The organism is Brachybacterium sp. SYSU DS0246 (assembly GCF_059391765.1).
The window spans coordinates 42,240-61,579 of record NZ_JBZXYT010000022.1 but is presented as its reverse complement, the minus strand read 5'-3'; the positions used below and the strand labels follow the sequence as shown (position 1 = coordinate 61,579).

The 19,340-nt window shown below is 68.1% G+C and carries 15 protein-coding genes; 5 read left to right on the top strand and 10 right to left on the bottom strand.

Translation table 11 applies throughout. The annotated features are described in order from the left end of the window. Positions 1–33: 33 nt before the first annotated feature. The 10 genes from AC5020_RS11960 to AC5020_RS11915 form a co-directional block, all read right to left on the bottom strand. Complete coding sequence (locus AC5020_RS11960) at positions 34–1,359, bottom strand: MFS transporter (protein WP_464988463.1); 1,326 nt, start codon at positions 1,357–1,359, stop codon at positions 34–36. Between the two features lie 93 nt (positions 1,360–1,452). Then, positions 1,453–1,845, bottom strand: coding sequence for an L-rhamnose mutarotase (locus AC5020_RS11955; RefSeq protein ID WP_464988462.1), 393 nt, complete (start codon positions 1,843–1,845; stop codon positions 1,453–1,455). After that, positions 1,842–2,519, bottom strand: coding sequence for a rhamnogalacturonan acetylesterase (locus tag AC5020_RS11950; RefSeq protein WP_464988461.1), 678 nt, complete (start codon positions 2,517–2,519; stop codon positions 1,842–1,844). Before AC5020_RS11950 ends, AC5020_RS11955 begins: the two co-directional genes overlap by 4 nt. Continuing rightward, positions 2,516–5,260, bottom strand: a complete 2,745-nt coding sequence (locus AC5020_RS11945; RefSeq protein WP_464988460.1) for an exo-rhamnogalacturonan lyase family protein — start codon at positions 5,258–5,260, stop codon at positions 2,516–2,518. The genes AC5020_RS11950 and AC5020_RS11945 overlap by 4 nt, the downstream gene beginning before the upstream one ends. Next, the gene (locus AC5020_RS11940) at positions 5,257–7,155 is read right to left on the bottom strand and encodes a rhamnogalacturonan lyase (protein ID WP_464988459.1); all 1,899 of its coding nucleotides are present in this window, start codon (positions 7,153–7,155) and stop codon (positions 5,257–5,259) included. The genes AC5020_RS11945 and AC5020_RS11940 overlap by 4 nt, the downstream gene beginning before the upstream one ends. 328 nt (positions 7,156–7,483) lie before the next feature. Next, positions 7,484–8,362 (bottom strand): carbohydrate ABC transporter permease, encoded by an 879-nt coding sequence (locus AC5020_RS11935; protein WP_464988458.1) that lies wholly within the window; start codon positions 8,360–8,362, stop codon positions 7,484–7,486. A 9-nt stretch (positions 8,363–8,371) separates the two neighbouring features. Then, positions 8,372–9,358 (bottom strand): ABC transporter permease, encoded by a 987-nt coding sequence (locus AC5020_RS11930; protein ID WP_464988457.1) that lies wholly within the window; start codon positions 9,356–9,358, stop codon positions 8,372–8,374. Continuing rightward, positions 9,355–10,878, bottom strand: coding sequence for a type 2 periplasmic-binding domain-containing protein (locus AC5020_RS11925; protein WP_464988456.1), 1,524 nt, complete (start codon positions 10,876–10,878; stop codon positions 9,355–9,357). Before AC5020_RS11925 ends, AC5020_RS11930 begins: the two co-directional genes overlap by 4 nt. A gap of 125 nt (positions 10,879–11,003) precedes the next feature. Further along, positions 11,004–11,681 carry a DUF624 domain-containing protein gene (locus AC5020_RS11920; RefSeq protein ID WP_464988455.1) on the bottom strand — a complete coding sequence of 226 codons (678 nt, stop codon included), beginning with the start codon at positions 11,679–11,681 and terminating at the stop codon, positions 11,004–11,006. A 1-nt stretch (position 11,682) separates the two neighbouring features. Further along, entirely contained in the window at positions 11,683–12,342 is a 660-nt protein-coding gene (locus tag AC5020_RS11915; RefSeq protein WP_464988454.1) for a DUF1961 family protein, read from the bottom strand. A 430-nt stretch (positions 12,343–12,772) separates the two neighbouring features. Between AC5020_RS11915 and AC5020_RS11910 the strand changes: the two genes are divergently transcribed. The 5 genes from AC5020_RS11910 to AC5020_RS11890 all read left to right on the top strand — a co-directional run bounded on the left by AC5020_RS11910 (position 12,773) and on the right by AC5020_RS11890 (position 19,339). Next, complete coding sequence (locus AC5020_RS11910; RefSeq protein WP_464988453.1) at positions 12,773–13,771, top strand: LacI family DNA-binding transcriptional regulator; 999 nt, start codon at positions 12,773–12,775, stop codon at positions 13,769–13,771. A 114-nt stretch (positions 13,772–13,885) separates the two neighbouring features. Continuing rightward, positions 13,886–14,887, top strand: a complete 1,002-nt coding sequence (locus AC5020_RS11905; RefSeq protein WP_464988452.1) for a LacI family DNA-binding transcriptional regulator — start codon at positions 13,886–13,888, stop codon at positions 14,885–14,887. A gap of 291 nt (positions 14,888–15,178) precedes the next feature. Beyond that, positions 15,179–17,170, top strand: coding sequence for an ABC transporter substrate-binding protein (locus AC5020_RS11900; protein ID WP_464988451.1), 1,992 nt, complete (start codon positions 15,179–15,181; stop codon positions 17,168–17,170). A 7-nt stretch (positions 17,171–17,177) separates the two neighbouring features. After that, on the top strand, positions 17,178–18,170 hold the full coding sequence (locus AC5020_RS11895; protein ID WP_464988450.1) for an ABC transporter permease: 993 nt from the start codon (positions 17,178–17,180) through the stop codon (positions 18,168–18,170). Positions 18,171–18,181: 11 nt separating this feature from the next. Next, complete coding sequence (locus tag AC5020_RS11890) at positions 18,182–19,339, top strand: ABC transporter permease (RefSeq protein WP_464988449.1); 1,158 nt, start codon at positions 18,182–18,184, stop codon at positions 19,337–19,339. The last annotated feature ends 1 nt before the right edge of the window (position 19,340 follow it).

Sequence of the window (19,340 nt, the reverse complement as noted above, 5' to 3'; positions counted from 1 at the left end):
GACGCTGCGCGGCCCGCGCCTCACTGGGCATTCTCATGGCTGGACCCGCGCTCCGTAGCGTTCTTCCTCGATCTGCTCGAGGCTCTTGCCGCGCGTGTCCGGCGCCCCGATCACCCCGATCAGCAGCGAGCCGACCAGCAGCACGATCATGATCGTGCCGACGAATGCCACGCCCTGCAGCGCCAGCAGCGTCGGGAAGAAGTAGCTCAGCAGTCCCACGGCGATGCGGGCGATGAAGAACAGCACGCCCTGGGCGCTGGCGCGGTAGGGCGTCGCAAACATCTCGGCCGTCCACAGGGCATAGAACGCCTGGGCGCCGATGCCGGCGGAGACGCCCCAGATCACGGCGAACATGATCAGCAAAGGCATCGTGACGTGGGTGAAGACCAGCAGAACCCAGGCGATGATCCCCAGCGCGGCGCCGATGCCGTACAGCAGGCGCCGGTCGATCCTGTCCCCCAGCAGCATGAATCCGAAGTAGGTGGCCACGACCGTCATGGTCCACAGCAGCACCTGCAGCAGGTTCTGGTTCGCGGGGTTCTCGACACCGGCTGTCTGATACACCCGGGGCATGAAGATGCCCATCTGGCCGGCCACGGTGTTCCACAGGGTGTAGACGCCGATGAGGAACAGCAGGGCCTTGACGTTGCGGGGGTGGGAGAGGAGCTCGCGCAGCCCCCGATGCCGCACGGTCTCGCCCCGCGCGGTGGCCGCGTCGCGATCGTCCTTCTGCGCCGTCCAGATCGTCGATTCCGCCAGGCCGCGCCGCACCCACCAGGTGACCAGGGCGATCACGAAGAGGTGGGCGAAGACGATCCGGGTTCCGAGCACACCGAGGGGGACCAGCGCGGTGGCGATCGCGAACACCACGGCGGGGCCCAGCGACCAGGCGAGCTGGGCGGTGCCCACGTGCCGTGCGCGCCGCAGCCGGGGTGCCTGCTCGGCGATGTAGGTCCAGGCGACGGGGACTCCGGCGCCGACGGCGATGCCGGTCAGGACCACGCCCACCACGAGCATCCATGCCTGGGTGGCGAACACGACCAGCAGGGTGCCGACCATGTAGAGCACCAGGTCGTAGGTGTAGATGAACTTCCGGCCGTAGCGGTCACCGAGCGGACCGCCGATCGCGGCACCGATCGCGGCGCCGAACGCGTTGGCCGACAGCGCGGCGACCAGGCCGACGGTCCAGTCGGAGAAGCCGAAGAACTCCTGCCACAGGGTGAGGCTGGTGGCCAGGGCGATGATGGAACCGGCTTCGATGTAGTTCGACATCGCCACGGCGATGGTCGCCTTCCAGCCGTGGACGGTTCCGGGCCGGGGCCCGGCGACGTCCGTCGCGGCTCGGTCGTCATCCGGCATGTCTCTCCTTCGAGTGCTCGGGGCGGGAGCCCGGGTCTTCGGGCCGGGATCCCAGGGGGTCGCGGGTGGTCGCCGCGGCGCCTGCGGCGGGCGTCAGGGCAGGTAGAAGTACTGCGGGAGGACCTGCTTGTCGCCGCCGCCGGGGGCGAAGTACTCCCCCATCGTCTCCTCCCAGCGGGCGGCCACGTCGGTGCGGGCGATGGCGTCCTGGGCGGCGTCGACGTCGTCGGCCTCGAAGTAGCCGACGACCATGCCGTCCTCCGGCCGCAGGAACAGGGAGTAGTTGCGCCACCCGGCCGCGGTGAGGGCCTCGCGCATCTCCTCCCATACCCGCTGGTGGACCTCTACGTACTCGGCCAGCCGCTCGGGGCGCACGTGGAGCAGGAAGCAGCAGCGGGAGGGGCTTCGGGCGTCCGTGGTGGTCAGCAGGGTGTCGAGGTCGGGGAGCGGGTCGCCAGGACGGGGATGGTCAGGGGTGAGGGTCATCGGGTCTCCTTGCTCGGGTCGGGGACGGCGCTCCGCTGGCCCGGCCGCTCGATCGCGCGCAGACTGCGGGCCACGAAAGCAGCGACCGTACGGGCACCCAGCAGACTGAAATGCGTGTTGTCGGCGAGACCGTCCGGGTACGTCTGCGGGTACATCCCCGGCGGGTAGTGGCTGAGCAGCCGCATCGAGTCCTCGGCGCCGCGGTCCTCGTACAGCCACGCAGTGAACACCTGCAGGTCGATCAGGGGAGCCTCGAGCTCTGCCGCGAGATCCCGCACTGCGTCGGGATACTCGCCATGCGTGCCGAGGATGCGCCCCTGTTCGAAATGGCGGCGCTCCACCGGAGTGCAGAGCACGGCAACGGCTCCCTGGTGGTGGACGTCGGCGGTCATTCGGCGCAGGCGCTGGGTGTACCCGCCGCGCGCAGCGAGCAGCTCGGGCTGCTTCTGGTCGTTGTGGCCGAACTGGATAACCACCGTGTCGCCCACTGCGACCTCGGCGAGCAGGTCGTCCCAGTACTGCTGCAGGCAGGATTCGGTGGTGCCTCCGCCGCGGGCGTAATTGTGCACCGGGGTGTCGACCTGGCTGGCCAGGCACGGGCCCCATCCCGACATCGGATACTCCTCGGGCGGGCACGCCGCCACGGTCGAGTCCCCGGCGAGGTGGTAGGTCATCGCGGGCTCCCGTGGTCTCCGGAGGCCGGGCCACCGTACGCCGGGCTCGGCCCCTCCTCCTCGAGATACGGGATCCGCTCGGGCATGTGGTCGCCGATCAGAGCGAGGTTCGCGATGGAGGAGAGCCCGTACTGCGCGGCGCCGTTCGTGCCGAGGAACACCGCCTCGTCGACGGGTTCGAGCACCGTGGGGCCGTCCACGTGGGTGATGTCCCAGCGCGGCTGGCCCACCATGGAATCGGTGTTGACCTGGTCGCCGCGGCCGAGCAGGAAGGCATCCCAGGCGCGGTGGGCCGCGTCCTCATCCCCCGTGGCCGCGGCGTGCGCGGCCAGCAGGCGGCTGTAGGCGGGGATCAACGAGATGCCGGTCAGCGGTGCCCCGAAGCGCTCGGCCTGTTCCTCGGGCGGCGCGAGGTAGTAGCGGCAGTACTCGTCCCACGCCCGGGCGAAACCCTCGTCCTCGATCAGCTCGAGGAGCTCAGAGACCACTTCGACCAGGCCGAACACGGCGGCGAGGTGGGAGACCGAGACCCGGTCGCGCTCAGTGTCGAAGCGGCGGGTCTCGAGGTCCCACAGTGCTTCCCCGGTGAAGAAGCCCTGCGGCAGCCGGCCGATCCCGGCCAGGGCGCTGCGCAGCTTCTGCTCGGCCTCGGCATCGCCGTGGCGCTCCCACGCGGCCAGCCAGGCTCCCAGCAGCGCCCCGAGATCCGTGCCCAGGCCGATCGCCAGGGCCCGGCGGTCGGGGTCGTACGCGTCCGAGCGGACCTTGCGGGTCGCGTCGACCCGCAGCAGAGCCTCCTCGGATTCCGCGACCTCGTCGAGCAGCTCGCCCACCCTCTCGTCGGCCGTGAGGAAGTAGAAGTGACGGCGGTAGACGGCGCTGGAGACGCGCAGCTGCTTGGCGCTGCACCCGAAGTGCTGCACGTTGTGCCGGGTGCCGAGGCCGGCGAAGCGGCCCAGGTGGTACTGGTCGACCTCACCGGTGTGCCGTGTCATCGCTTCAGCGAGACGGTAGGCCGTGGCGTCACCGCTGCGCACGAAGTCCGTCCACAGCCACAGGTCCGGGGAGAGCTCGGAGTTGTCCCAGGCGAATCCGCCCACGTCGTACCGCCACGTGTGCCGGTCTCGGTCGTAGGAGTGCATGACGTCGCCGTAGTCCCAGAAGCCGTACCAGCCCCGCTGGTCGACCTGGTCCCGGTAGAACTCGCGCAGGAACACGAGACGATCCTCGAGGTGGGCCCGCTGGGGCGTGGAGCGGTCCACCGGCGCCCAGGTTCCCAGCACCCGGGCATCATGCAGGCGCTGCGGCGTGACAGCGAGCTGCGGTGGCAGCGCACTGGCAGCCGCGAGGGCGGAGAGCTCGGGGGCCGACGGGGTGGCCGCGAAGGCGTCCAGGACGAGTTCGTGGGTGCGCGCGATGCCGCGGGCGTCCCCGAATCCGGGCTCGTAGTCCTCATAGGTGATCTCGAGGGCGTCGAGCTGCTGGGCGTGGGTGTCCTGACCGAGTCCGTCGTGGTAGAAGCGCAGGTCCATGGGCTCGGCGGTGGGTGCGTACAGCCACGCCGTCAGCTCGGCGCGGTCGCCACGGGCCCCGGTGACGTCGAGCTGGGTGGGGATCAGCTTCCAGAAGTCCCGCAGGCCCAGCCCGATGCCTCCATGGATGTCGCCGACATACGCGTATCCCGCGCTGCGCCCGCCCCCGCCGCAGCGCACCCATGGGTGATCGGCGTCGGTGCGCTTGGAGACGACGTAGCCGTTCTCCGTGGGCTGGCGCACGGTCCACTCATCCCAGCAGGGGACGTAGCGCAGGCGCTGGCTGACCTCCGGCGCCCAGGTCTCCAGCGGCGGGGTGGGGCGACCGGCGATCTGTGCGGCACGCACCTCCGGTCCGGGGTCACGGCGCAGCCCCGTGATGCCCTGGACCGCCTCGGTGAGGAAGCCACCCTCGGAACCGGCCAGGCGCACGTGCCGGTCGTACGCTGCGGCCCGCAGGGGGACGCCGAGCTGCAGACCGAGCGAGGTGAGGAACAGCTGCTGCGGATCGGCGTCCCAGATGACCGTGTGCACGGCCCGCAGTCGGGTGGAGCCGGCGGTGGCGTACAGGCGCAGGATGAACGGCAGCACCTGCTGGCCGTCGACCTCGTGGTGGCCCTCGAGGCGGAGCACGGCTTGGACCGCGCCGGATCGCTCCACGGCCACGCCGGTGGTGCGCACCGTATGGGAGCGACGTGGGGCCGACGGGTCCGCGCTGGTGGTCGAGGAGGCGACGATCCGGCCGTCCACACCGACCTCGTGACCGTCGATCAGCAGGCGCCGGATCGGCGCCTCGGGGTGCGCGGCGACCTCGAGCCGCATCGCCCCGGTGTCCACGGTGATCTCGCCGTCGGCTTCGGTGATGGACAGGACAGTGGCGACCTCGGGAGCCTCAGGGCCTGCGGGGTCCGTCGTGCCGAGGCCGCCGGCCACCGTCGTGCCTGAGCCTGCGGGAACCAGCTCCAGGTCCTCTCCCCCGCCGGCGAGCGCGGCGTGTCCGCTCCACTTCACCGACCCGTCGGGCCAGCGCGCGGTCACCCACGTGTCGGCCGGGGCGGGCGTGGAGCCGGTCTCGCCGCTCTCGCGGAGAACCATGGTGCCGGGATCGGTGAGCGTGCCGCGGGGCCAGGGCACGCCCCATTGGACGGGGACAGGTGCCTGGTGCGTCGGACGGGAGTCGATCCATCGCAGGCGGACGCGGTCGCTCATCGGTCCTTCCTCGCCTGGCCCGGTGCCGAGACCCGCTCGGGCTTCTCCGCGGGGGTCGTGTACTTCAGCTTCGGGGCCTGTGGGGTCTCCATGCCCTCACCGAGGAAGTAGCCGGTGTGCGGCGGCTGGTTGTAGCCCACGCTCTGCCACGCGATCGCCAGGCGGTACGTGGGATCGGACAGCAGCGTGCGCAGCCGGTGCTCGGTGGGATCGGTGGTCGTGAACAGGCGCAGCGCGGTGGAGTCGTCCGTGCGGTAGAGCAGCTCCTCCCGCCAGTCCCCCAGCACGTCCGCCTGCAGCGCCGGGTTGCCCTTGGTGTCGTTGTTGGTGACCACGCCGTCGGGTTCGAAGATCGGCACTTCCCGGCCGTTCTCGTAGTCCCACTCGTAGACGACGGGATCGCCCGTGCGGGTGGTGTCGTCGAACTCGTGGTCGACGATCTCGCTGCTGAGGTCGCCGTCCCAGAGGGCGGTGAAGTTCGCGGCGGGGATGTCGGTGCCGATCAGGTCACCGCTCGCCGAGCGCAGCGAGCCCTGGGGCGAGTCCCACTCGGCGTCCTGGCCGACGTTCCAGCCCTCGGCGCCCTCGTAGCGGGGATCGATGTCCGCCATGGCTCCGCGGCCGGTGTCGGTCTGGGCCGGCACCGACCACAGCACCTCTCCGGTGGCGGCGTCGCGGAAGGTCGCCCCGACGTTGCCGCTGGCACTCATGTCCTCGTGCACGGCGAACACCTCGAGGCCGTCGCGGCTGGGGTCGAAGTCGCTGACGTGCATCGCGTCCCCGTGGCCGAGGCCGGTGGAGTACAGTCCGGTGCCGTCGTCGTCGATGGTCGCGGAGCCGTAGACGATCTCGTCGCGGTGGTCGCCGTCGACGTCGGCCACGGCGAGGTTGTGGTTGCCCTGGCCTGCGTAGTCCTCGTTGCCGGCATCGTCGGAGTCGAACATCCAGCGCTGCGTCAGGTTAGTGCCGTCGAAGTCGTAGGCGGCGATGGCGGCGCGGGTGTAGTAGCCGCGGGCGAAGAACACCGAGGGGTGCTTGCCGTCGAAGTAGCCCACCCCTGAGAGGAACCGGTCGGCCCGGTTGCCGTAGTCGTCGCCCCAGTCCTCGAGATCGCCGCGGGGCGGGGTGTAATCGATCGTGTCGACCGTCGTGCCCTCCTGCCCGTCGAAGACGGTGAGGTACTCCGGACCCTCGAGGATGCGACCGGCGGCATCGCGGTAGTCCGCCTGGGCGTCGCCGATCACGGTGCCGGCGCCGTCGGTGGTGCCGTCGGCCGTCTTCACGATCACCTCGGCGCTCCCGTCGGAGTCGAGGTCGTAGACCTGGGGCTGGCTGTAGTGGGCCCCGGCGCGGATGTTGACACCGAGGTCGATGCGCCACAGCTGAGTGCCGTCGAGCTCGTAGGCGTCGAGGTGGACGTTGCCCGTGTGGCCGTCCCGCGAATTGTCCTGGGAGTTCGTCGGGTCCCACTTCACGACGTACTCGAGCTCGCCGTCCCCATCGAGGTCGCCGATCATCACGTCGTTGGCGCGGTACTCGTAGTCGACGCCGTCGGGCGTGGTGCCGCCGGTGGGCTTGTCCAGCGGGATGTCGGTGTGCTGGTCCTGCCAGGTGGTGAACTCTTCGCTCGCCCAGACCTCCCCTGACGGGCGTTCGAGCGCGAGGCGATAGACCGACTCGGCGGTGCCTTCGGCGTCGACGTAGTTCGTCGAGTCCGTGATCGGCTCGTCCGTCAGGCGCTGTCCGTCGCGGTAGACGTGGAAGGCCGTATCCATCGACTCATCACCCAGCAGGCGCCAGCTGAGGAACGTCCCCTCGTCGGAGGCGACGGCGACCGGTGCACGGTCGAGGCGCTCGGCGTCGCGGGGTGGGCCGGAGGTCCGGCCGGGCGTCATCCCGGCTCCCGACGGGGCCGGAGCCGCCGGTGAGGTGGCCGAGGGGGAGGAAGTGACCGACGGGGCGGTGCCGGCGAGGGCGGACGCTGCGGATCCCACGGCCAGCGGGAGGGTCAGGACTGCCGCTGCAGCGGCTCGGGTTGCTCGTCTGATCTGCATCATTGCTCCGATCAAGGGAGGGACATTCCGGGGACGGGGAGAACAGGGATGGGGGCGGACGTTTCACGGAGGGCCGGTGGACTGGTGGCTGTGGGGCTGCAGGGAGAGGGGCTCTACGGCGAACGGACGCCGGGCGGTGCCCGGGAGCGGACAGCATGGCGTCCTGGCCTCATCCCTTCACGGAGCCGATCATCACTCCTTTCGCGAAGTGCTTCTGGAGGAACGGATAGACGCACATGATGGGCAGCGTCGCGATGACGATGACCGCGAACTTCAGCCCCTCGGCGGGCGGGACGTAGTTCGGGTCGAGATTGCCGATGGTGGTGGAGGGATCCGTCGAGATCGTCACCTGCCGGACGAACATCTGCAGGGTCCACTTCGAGCTGTCGGAGATGTACAGCAGCGGCGACATGAAGTCGTTCCAGATCGCGACCGCGTAGAACAACGAGAAGGTCGCGATGACCGGCTTCGACAGCGGCAGCATGATCCGCCAGAACGTCGTGAACTCGTGAGCCCCGTCGATCTCGGCGGCTTCCCGCAGTTCGTGGGGCAGCTGCTGGAAGAACGTGCGGACCACGATCAGGTTGAAGGGGTTGATGGCCAGCGGCAGGATCAGCGCCCAGTACGAATCGAGCAGCCCCAGCGATTTGACCACGAGGAACAGCGGGATCATGCCTCCGGAGAACAGCATCGCGAAGAGCACCAGGCGCATGATCAGCCCACGGCCCACGAGCTTCGGATCCGACAACGGGTAGGCCATCAGGAGAGTGAGGCTTATCTGGACCAGCGTGCCCACCGCCGTCACGCCGATCGTCACCAGCAGCGAGCGGATGAACGTGTCGGTCGAGAAGATGTAGCGGTAGGTCTCCAGTGACGGGTCGTTCGGCCACAGGAAGAAAGGCCGGGCGGCGATCTCCGACTCGGAGGCGAATGAGGCGGCGAGCACGTAGAGGAACGGCAGGATCGTCAGGGTCGCGAACCCCAGCAGCAGCACGATGTTGACGCCGTCGAAGATCCGGTCCTTCGGACCGTTGTAGTTGATGCGCATCGGGGGCTCCTAGAACAGGGACGATTCGGAGTATCTCTTCGCCAGCCAGTTCGCCCCGAGAATGAGGATCAGGCCGACGACCGACTTGAACAGCCCGATCGCAGTGGAGTAGCTGTATGCACCGTTGGTGATGCCCATGAAGTAGACGTAGGTGTCGAACACGTCGGCCACCTCGCGGTTCAGTGAGTTCGTGAGCATGTAGATCTGTTCGAAGCCGGTGTCGAGGAAGTTGCCGATGGTGAGGATCAGCATGATGATCACGGTCGGGATGATGGCCGGAATCGTCACATGGCGGAGCTGCTGGAACCGCCCTGCGCCGTCGATCATGGCCGCCTCGTAGAGCTGCTTGTCGACTCCTGCCAGTGCGGCGAGGTAGATGATCGTGCCCCATCCGGTGCTCTTCCACAGGGTCTGGGCCATGATCAGCGGCCGGAACCAGTCCGGATCGGCCAAGAAGTTGGCGTGGATCCCGAAGATGGATTCGAACAGCACCGTGATCGGGCCGCCGTCGAGAGCGAACAGCAGATATGTCAGGCCCGAGACGATCGCCCACGAGAGGAAGTGGGGGATGTAGATCGCCGTCTGGATGAACTTCTTCAGCAGCTGCTTGCGCAGCTCGTTGAGCATGAGGGCCACGATGATCGGTGCCGGGAAGGCGATCACCACATTGAGGAACGCCAGGATGAGGGTGTTGCTCAGCAGGCGCCCGAAGTCCGGCCCGCTGAAGAGTCGTTCGAAGTGCTTCAGGCCCACCCATGGGCTGTCCTGCATGCCCAGGAACGGAAGGTAATCCTGGAACGCGATGGTCACGCCGTACATCGGCACGTACTTGAAGATCACGAAGTACAGCACGCCCGGAACGAGCATGAGGTACAGCATCGGGGCACGGCGCAGCCGCTTCAGAAGCGACTTCCGTCGCCGTGGCGGGGCGGGGGCGTCGGCGGCCGCGTCTTTGATCGCGGCCGCCGACATCGGGTTCTGCAGGGACGCACTCACTGGTCCGCCTGGTACAGCTCGTTCATCTCGTCGATGACCTGCTGGCCCCCGCTGCTGGTCCAGCGCTCGAGCTCGGCTTCGAGTCCGGCCTCGTCGAGCTGTCCCGCGAGGTACTTCAGACGGGCGTCGACGACGATTTGGTCCAGGACCGCGCCGCTCTGCAGGTACGTCTCGGACATGTAGGCAGCGCCCGGATTGAAGACCGCGTGCTCCATGTCGGCCTCGTGGAAGGCGAGCCGCTTCTCGTCCAGCTCCTTCTCGGGTTCGCCCGCCGGGGCAGTGGGGTACCCGAGGTACCCGTTGGACTGCGTCCCGATCTGGGCGAAGGCCGAGACGTCGCTGTCCACGACGGAGGCCTCCTCGCTCTCGATTGCGACGGACTGCTCGTTCTCGACGGTGTAGTTCACGCCTTCGAGGCCGTTGTTCAGCAGGTCCTGCCCCTCCTTGGAGGAGAGCTTGTCCAGTGCCGTGAGGACCGTGTCCAGCTGGGCCTCGGTGGGCACGGCGGCCTTCGGGATCGAGACGTACCCGGAGTAGCCCGGCGTGGGCAGCGCCCACATGGTGCCGTCGGGGTTCTTGAGGTTGCCGACCATGGTCACCTTCTCGCCGTAGGTGTCCGGATCGGCGTCCTTGAACAGACCCAGCAGCTGCAGCCCGCGGGAGCTGACGTCGGCGATGAGCCCGCCCTGCCCGTTGAAGAACGGCTCGTTCCAGGTGGCGGCGTCCATGGTCGCGAAGTCCGTGTTGACGTGGCCGGCCTCGATCATGGCCCGCATCGACCGGTTCGCCTCGACGAACTCCGGGGCGAGGAACGCCGGGGAGAGCGACCCGCCGTCCTCCTTCCACACGTTGGCGGTCCCGTGCCAGGTCTCCCAGAGGTCGTAGGGGCCGTTGTTGCCGTACCCGTCCCACGCCGGGATGATGAGCCCGGTCGTGGAGGATCCGTCCCCGGCCGGGTCGTCCTCGGTGAAGGCTCGGGCGATCTCCTGCAGGTCATCGGTGGTCTCCGGTTCGGCCAGGCCGAGGTTGTCCAGCCAGTCCTTGCGGATGCTGATCGCCGCGCGCATCGCGTCACGCAGGCGGAAGATGCCGTACGTCCTGCCGTTGATGCTGGCCCCGTGCGCGATGTCCTTGTTCTCGGGGGTCAGGTTCGGGTAGTCGCCGAGGATGTCGGTCAGGTCCCAGTAGGCGCCGGCCTCGGCGCTCTGGGCGAATTCGGCGGTCTTTCCGGTCTGCACCATGACGTGGGGGATGTCGTCGGAGGCCATGGTCACCGTGACCCGGTCGCCGTAGCTGGAGTTCGGGACCCAGTTGATCTCCAGCGGCATACCGACCAGTTCCTCGACCGCCTTCTGCAGCTGTCCTTCGGGGTCGGGAGCCGTCTCCGAGAGCAGCGGCGCCATGATCTTCAGCGTGGTGATCTCTTCACTGGAGCCTCCGGAGCCGCCTCCGCAGGCGGTCATGCCGAGGGCGGTGGCGCCGGCGGCCGCGCCGCCGAGGAGAGTGCGTCGTGTGAACATCGTTGTTCCTTTCATCGTCGGGCGGGGCGAGTGCGCCGCCCGGGGAGGGGCCGATCCGGGAGGACCGGGGACATGAAGCCCGGACGGAGCGCCCCGGAGGGTGGACCGCCCGAGCACGGGGTCGATCAGCTGATCGCGGGGACTGTGGGACGGGTCTCGGACGGTGATCCGCGGCGAACGGCTGAGGAGGCCGGTTTCGGCGCGGAGGCTTCGGCGAGCAGGCGCTCGTTGCGCTCGAGCGAACGGGAGACGAGATGGTGGGCGATGAGCACCGGTACCGCGATCCCGAGGAACGGCGCCAGACCGGGAATGCTGTACAGGACACCTGCCCAGAGCACGAGTGCCGCGCCCATCAGCAGCGACATCGGAGCCTGCGCCAGGGAGAGCACCACTGCCCGCCCGAACACGCGGGTGGCGGGCACGTCATAGCGAAGCTCGATCTGCGGAATGTGCAGCAGAGCGACCAGCAGGATGGTCGCGAGCAGCAGCATGGGGACCCGGGCAAGCAGTGGGATGCCGGTGGCGGTTGCGGTCAGCAGCGCGAGCACGAGCAGCAGCCCGGGCAGGCCCAGGCTCAGCTGAGCACGAAGGAACACGCGCCGCCAGGTCCGCGCCGCGACGGCCAGGCGTATGGTCTCTCCGCGCTCAGCCCGGGCCGCCGCATCGGCCGAGGCTATGGTCGCGGGTGCCCATCCCAGCACGATGCCGCCGGCCAGGGTGCCCAGGACCCAGAGGCCCTGGATCACGAGGGCTCGCAGCACGAGGTCCGTCGCTGCCGAGAGCGCACCGGTCGCTCTGGTCATCTCAGATCGCCTCCACGGTGAGGTCGCGGTACTCGCCGATCAACGGGGCCATCTGGCGCAGCCCGATCGCACCACCGGTTCGGGCCGGCCCGCCGACGGTGCCGTCATCGGTCCAGCTCAGGCAGGTGATGTCATCGACCTCGAAGGTGACCGTGGCATCGGCCCAGGTCAGAGTGATGAGGTAATCATCGTCGGCGTCGAGTGCGGCGGGCAGCGGGTCGGCGCCCTGAGCGACGAGATGGAACCCATGGCTCTTGCGGACGTTGCACGTGTGCAGCCGGCGTTCGGAGGCCCACTTCCGCCGGTAGTAGGAGAGGTGGTACGCGTCGATCGCCCCGGAGTGGTACTGGTCGTACTCCCCCGTCCGGGTCGGCAGGGAGGGGTCGAGCACCGACTCGCCGCCGCGGCCACGGGCGGCCCAGAACACCATGGCCAGGCCCGGCTCGTGCAGAGGCCGGAACCGGAAGCTGATGCGCACGTCCCCGGCGTGGGTGACGGGAAGCCAGGCAACGAAGTTCGCGGCCTGTCCTGCCGCGGCATCAGCGGCGGACTCCAGGCGGAGCCGGCCCGCGGGGAAGGACGCGGCCATGGGGCCCTCGACCGTCCAGTCGACGAGGTCGGAGGGTGCTGACAGGGAAGTGCGGTACAGCTCGGTACTCATCGACGAGTCTCCTGGTCCGTTCCGGCCGCGGCCGCTCCCTTGGGCCCGGGCAATCTGCGTCACATGTTGAACCGTTACAAACTGAGAGTCAACCGCTTTCCCGGAACTCCATCGGACCGACGCTTGGGCCGCGATCCCGGCATTGCCGAGTGACCGTTCACTGAACATCTCACCGTATGCCGGCACGACACGGTGCATCGAGCGGCGGAACTGTCTTGACCTCGCAGATCAGTAGTCCGAGTCCTGTCCCGCCGCACTGTGACGGCCTATGAGGCTGTCACTCGCGACACGATCGTTCGAGATCGGATGAACGGTCACCCGTTGTGAGATCGTGACCCGACACGTGGGCACCGTGCCCCGAGCTGCGCCATGCCCCCCGAGCTGCGCCTCACCTCCGCACCATCCACCCGCCGCCGTCCCAGGAGAACCCATGGCCGATGTCCGGCGCCCCACCATCCGCGACGTGGCGCGCCTGGCCGGCGTTTCCCACCAGACAGTCTCGCGGCGCCTCAAACAGGACCCGACCGTCTCCCCGATGCTCGCGGCGCACATCGATGAGGCCGTCGCTCAGCTCGACTATCGGCCGAACCTGGTGGCGCGTGCGATGCGCAATCGCTCCACCGGGCGCCTCGCGCTGATCGTTCCCGCCGGGTACGCCCGCAGCTCGCTAGAGGTGCTCAGCGGGGCGAACGACGCCGCCCGGGACGCCGGCTACGGGGTGGAGGTGGTGACCCTCCCTCCTGGGGAGCTGCACGGCGGTCGCGTGGTGGAACTCGCGGACTCCGGCCTCTACGAGGCGGTGCTCTCCCTCACCGACCTGCCCGAGGCCGACCGCACTCGGCGGGGCACCGTGCCGATCGCCTCCGCCCCCGTCTACGACCGGAAACTGCGCGGCGTGGGCCCGCTCTCGGACGCATCCCGCATGGCCGAGCTCGTCCACCACCTCGCCGACCTGGGGCACCGCGAGCTGCTGCACCTGACCGGAGAGAACGGCCACCCCTCGTCCCAGCGCCGTCGCGAGGCGTTCGTGCGCGCCGTCGAGGAGCGCGGGCTGCGCTCCGCCGGGGTGATCGACTGCCGCTGGGATCCCTCGCGTGCCCGCGCGGCTCTCCTCGACCTCCCCGCGGGCACCGCCGTCACCGCTGTGCTCGCCGCCGACGACCTGGTCGCCGCGGGCGCGATCCACGGAGCCGCCGAGCGCGGGTGGCGGGTGCCCGAGGACCTCAGCGTGACGGGCTGGGAGGATATGCCTCTCGGCGCCTGGATGACCCCTTCCCTCACGACGGTCTCCATCGATCACCATCGGCTCGGCGCAGAGCTGCTCGGAGAGCTGCTGCGGGTCATGCACGGCCAGACGCCCGCCATGGACCGACCCTCGATCACGAAGATCCTTTGGCGCGACTCGACCGGTCCCGTGCCGTCGAGATGACCGGGGCGCCGAGCCCCAGGGCGCCCCCGCCGCCCGGGGCGGACGTAGCGCAACCGTTTTCCGCATGCCGGTCGGATTCCTCCGCACTCGCCTCACCGGGCGTATTGTTCATGCATGCAGCCCAGGCCCAGCACCACCGATCGCGTCCGCATCACCGATGTGGCTCGTGCCGCAGGAGTTTCCGTGGGGACCGTCTCCAAGGCACTCAACAACACCGGCACGCTCAAGGCATCGACCCGGACGCACGTGCGCTCGGTCGCCGATCGACTCGGATTCGTGGCGGACCCGAGGGGCCGGAGCCTCTCGAGCGGGCGCACATACACCGTGGGCTTCCTGACCACCGACAGCTACGGGCGCTTCTCGATGCCGATCCTCATGGGCGCCGAGGATTCCCTGGCCGTGGGAAAGATGTCGGTCATTCTCAGCGACACCCGTGAGGACCAGATTCGCGAGGAACATCTGCTGCGCGCCCTTCAGGAGCGCCAAGTCGACGGTTTGATCGTCACCAACCGCCCGCACGGCCTCGAGGGCCCGTTGCGCACCGACATCCCCACGGTCTACACCTTCGACACCCCCGGAGAGCCGGCCGAGCACGCCGTCATCACGGATCGGAGGGCCTCGATGGGCCTGGCCATCGACCATCTCCTGGAACTGGGCCGCACCAGGATCCTGCATGTCGCCGGCCCCAGCTCCTCCCGCACCGCCACCCCGAAGGCACGGGCGGTCGCCGAGCGTGCAGGCTCCGCCCTGGTGCGCGGGACAATGCACGGGGACTGGAGCGAGGCGTGGGGTCGCCGAGCCATCGACATCGCACTGGCCGCCGGCCACGAGATCGATGCCGTGTGCTGCGACTCCGACCAGATCGCCCGGGGTGCACTGGAGAGGCTGGTCGCCCACGGACGAGCGGTGCCCCGAGACGTGGCCGTGACCGGTTTCGGCAATTGGACCACCATGTCGGAGGCGACCGTTCCGGCGATCACCAGCATCGAGCAGAACCTTCGAGAGATCGGCCGTCTGGCGGGATCGATGTTGTTGGACCTCGTGGAGGGTCGGCCGATTCCGGCGCGCCAGCTCACCGTCCCGCCCCACCTGGTCGTGCGCGGCTCGACGATCTGACGTCACCCCGAGGACGCGACCGCCGCACGACTCCCCGCGGCCGCCAGGTATGTCAATTTCCGGAGGGCTTGCTCGACGTCACCGCAGGTCAACGAGTCTCCGCTAAAGGATGGCGATACATCCGGCAAACGCTTGCTGTTGACGCCTGCCTTGAGACCATGGTCTACTTCCGGCACTGCGAGACACCCGATCCCTCATCGCCGAGAGTCGTCCCGTCGCATCACACAGACTCACGTCGTTCAAGATTGAAACGACTCATGGCGCTGGCACACCCGTCAAGGAGGACCCGTCGTGCCCGACTCCACCGTTCTTCACCCCGCCGTCCTATCCCGTCGTCGGCTGGTCGCCGGCAGCGGCGCCCTCGGACTCAGCGGCCTGATAGTCGCCTGCTCGCCATCCGGCTCCGACGAGGCCGGCGGCGCCGCTCGCAACACGACCCCTGACCCCGATCGACCCCAAGAATCCCCGATGCTCACCGAGAAGGTCGACGCCGGGGAGTTACCTCCACTCGACGAGCGGATGCCCATCGAGGAGGACCGCCTGGTGGTCGCCACCCCGGAGTACGGCCCTTACGGCGGCACCTTCGCCGGGGTGGTCCTCGACCAGGACCGCGGATGGCTCGATCGCTTCATCCACTACGAGCCCACCGTCCGCGCCAGCCAACAGCTCGACGAGTTCGGACTCCCTGGCACGTTCAAGGCTGTGGATGTCAACGACGAGGGCACCGAGTTCACGCTCCACCTGCGCCGTGGCATGCGGTGGTCCGATGGCGAGCCCGTCACCGCGGACGACGTCCTGTTCGCCATCCAGGACGTCTACTTCAACGACACCCTCTACCCCACCGTTCCTGAGTTCCTCACCGCGAACGGCGAGCCTTGCACGGCGGAGAAGGTCGACGACTCAACGGTCGTTCTCAAGTACCCGGGGCCCCGCGGCGACTTCCTGGTCACCGCAAGCCGGGGCGAGCAGCCGAAGAACCTCCTGGGCTGGCCCAAGCACTACCTCTCGCAGTTTCTCCCGGATCTGAACCCCGAGGCGGAGAAGCTCGCCGAGGAGGCCGGCATGGGCGACTGGACGGACTATTGGGGCGATCGTAAGGCGTACTTCAACAACATCGAGCTGCCGGTTCTCACTGCGTGGCGTCTCACCAGCCCGCTCAACGAGGGCTCCGTTGTCACAGCCGAGCGCAATCCGTACTACTGGAAGACCGATGACGCGGGCGCGCAGTTGCCTTTCATCGACCACCTCGAGTTCGAGATCGTCCAGAACGACGAGGTCATGCTGCTCAAGGCAGTCAACGGCGAGATCGACATGCACGGACGCAACTTCACCACCGACCCGAACCGACCGGTGCTCGCCGACGCCCGGGAGTCCGGGGACTTCCGGTTCCTCACCGTCGAGAACACCTCGATGAACCAGATGGTTATCTCTCTGAACCTCAACCATCGCGACGAGGAGCTGCGGAAGATCTTCCAGAACAAGGACTTCCGCATCGGGCTGTCCCATGCCATCGATCGGGAGGACATTCGGGACACGGTGTACCAGCGTCAGGGGCAACCGCACCAGGCCGCGCCCAGCCCGAAGTCCGAGTTCTTCGACGAGGAGTTCGCGACCCAGTACACCGAGTTCGACCTCGACCTGGCGGGCGAGCACCTCGATGCCGCAGGGCTCACCGAGAAGGACTCCGACGGCTTCCGGCTGCGCCCGGACGGGAAACGCCTCACCTTCCAGGTGGACGTGACGGCTGATGCCGCCCAGCACGGCCAGGCCATGGCGCTGGTTGTGCAGACCTGGGAGTCCGTGGGGATCAAGGCCACGGTAAATCCTCTTGAGCGAACCCTGTTCTACGATCGCAAGACCGCCGCGGCCAACCAGCACGATGCCAACACCTGGGGCGGTGACGGCGGTTATCGCACCGAAATGGACGAGCTGCGATGGTGGTTCCCGTCGTGGAGCGAGTCCAACTACGCCGTGAAGTGGGCGGAGTACTACACGAGTGACGGCTCGGGCGAGAACGCCGTGGAGCCGCCCGCCGAGGTGCTTGAGCAGATGGATCTCGCGCGCCAGATCCCGCTGGAGCCCGATGCAGACAAGCGCAAGGAACTGTTCCGGCAGATCCTCGCGATCTCCAAGGAGCAGTTCTACGCCATCGGCACAGTGCTGCCCGGCGACGGCTATGCGATCGCTAAGAACCACCTGCGAAACGTTGTCGAGACATACCCGGAGTCGCCTCTCTACTTCACACCAGGCCACATCGATCCGCCGACCTGGTACTTCGGCTGATTTAGCAATGCTGCGCTACATAGGTCGACGCGTCCTCATCCTCATCCCGACGGTCTGGGCGATCTCCCTGATCACGTTCCTCATCATTCAGCTGCCGCCGGGCGACTACCTGACCACCGTGCAGGCCTCGCTCGCCGCAGCCGGCGACCAGCCGCTGGACGCCGCGGAGCTGGAGCGGCTCAGCGATCGCTACGGACTGGGCGATCCGTGGTACGTGCAGTACTGGAAATGGATCACCAACATCGTCCTCCACCTCGACTTCGGGGAGTCCTTCAGTTACAACCGTCCGGTGAGCGACCTGCTCATGGAGCGCCTTCCCCTGACGATCACGCTCTCCCTGCTCACGCTCATCTTCATCTGGGCGATCAGCTTCCCGATCGGCGTGTACTCGGCCCTGCGTCAGTACTCGGTCACGGATTACGCCTTTACATTCTTCGGTTACCTAGGCCTGGCAGTGCCGAACTTTCTGATCGCCCTGGTACTGATGTGGATCGGCCTGACGTACTTCGGCCAGAGCGTCGGCGGGCTCCTCTCCCCGGAGTATCGAGATGCGCCATGGAGCCTGGCGAAGGTCGGCGACTTGATCGCCCACCTCTGGATACCGATCGTCATCTGGGGTACCGCCGGCACGGCGGGGAACATCCGTGTGTTGCGCGCCAATCTCCTGGACGAACTGCGCAAACCCTATGTATCAGCGGGCCGTGCCCGCGGCATGAAGCGTAATCGCCTGACGATCAGGTACCCCGTACGCGCTGCGTTGAACCCGTTCTTCTCCACGATCGGCTGGATCCTGCCGGGGCTCATCGCCGCTGATGCCATCACCTCCCAGGTGCTGAACCTCAACACCACCGGCCCGCTCCTGCTCAACGCCCTGATGAGCCAGGACATGTATCTGGCCGGCTCAATCCTCCTGATCAGTGCCGTGCTCGTAGTCATCGGCACCCTGATCTCCGATCTCGCCCTCGCGTGGCTGGACCCGCGCGTCCGGTTCCGATACTGAGGAGGTCCCCGATGGCTGAACCCCTGGCACCGCCACCGGCAGGCACCGCACTGGACGAGCCGCCGCTGCCCGACGACCCCGAGACCGGAGATCTCACCGTCGCCTCGCAGTGGCAGCTGATGTGGCAGGCCTTCTCCCGCCACAAGGTCGCGAAGATCTGCGGGGTGATCACCCTGGCGATCTACCTCGTCGCGTTGTTCGCACCATTCCTTGCCCCCTACCCGGGTTCGTACCACGACGCGGACTACACCTACGCCCCGCCGCAGCGCCTGGAGCTGTTCGACGAGGGCGCCTTCCGCCCGCACGTCCACGGGCTCACGTTGACCCAGGACCCCGCCACTCTCGAGCTCGAGTTCGCGACGGATCCGGAGACGACGATCCCCGTGGGGATGTTCGTCCAGGGCGCGGAGTACAAGCTCCTGTGGCTGATCCCGATGGACCGCCACCTGATCGGCCCGACCGATCCCGAAGTCGGGCCGATGTACCTGCTAGGGGCCGATGCGAGCGGCCGCGACCTGCTCTCGATGATGATCCACGGCACCACGGTGTCGATGTCGTTGGGCCTGGTGGGCGTGTTCTTCTCCCTGATCCTCGGGGTGGTGATAGGCGGGATCTCCGGCTACGTCGGAGGCCGCCTGGACTCCGCGATCCAGCGCCTGATGGAACTGATCATGTCGATCCCGACCATCCCGCTGTGGATGGCGCTATTCGCGGCGGTTCCCCCGAACTGGGGTCCGCTCGAGCGGTATTTCGCCCTCACAATCGTCATTTCCTTGGTGGGGTGGGTCGGCATGGCGCGTGAGGTGCGCGGGAAGTTCTTCGCGGTCCGCGGCGAGGAGTACGTCCAGGCGGCCATCGCCGACGGCTGCTCGCAGCAGCGAGTGATGTTCCGGCACATGCTGCCCTCCTTCACCAGCCACATCATCGCGAACCTCTCCCTGTCGATCCCCGCGATCATCCTCGCCGAGACCGGCCTGTCGTTCCTGGGACTGGGATTGCAGGCACCGACGGTGAGCTGGGGAGTGCTGCTCGAACAGGCACAGAGCGTCCGGGCGATCTCGACGGCGCCGTGGATCCTGCTGCCCGGCATCCCAGTGGTCGTGACCGTCCTGGCCATGAACTTCCTCGGCGACGGCATCCGGGATGCCGCGGACCCCTACAGCAACTGAC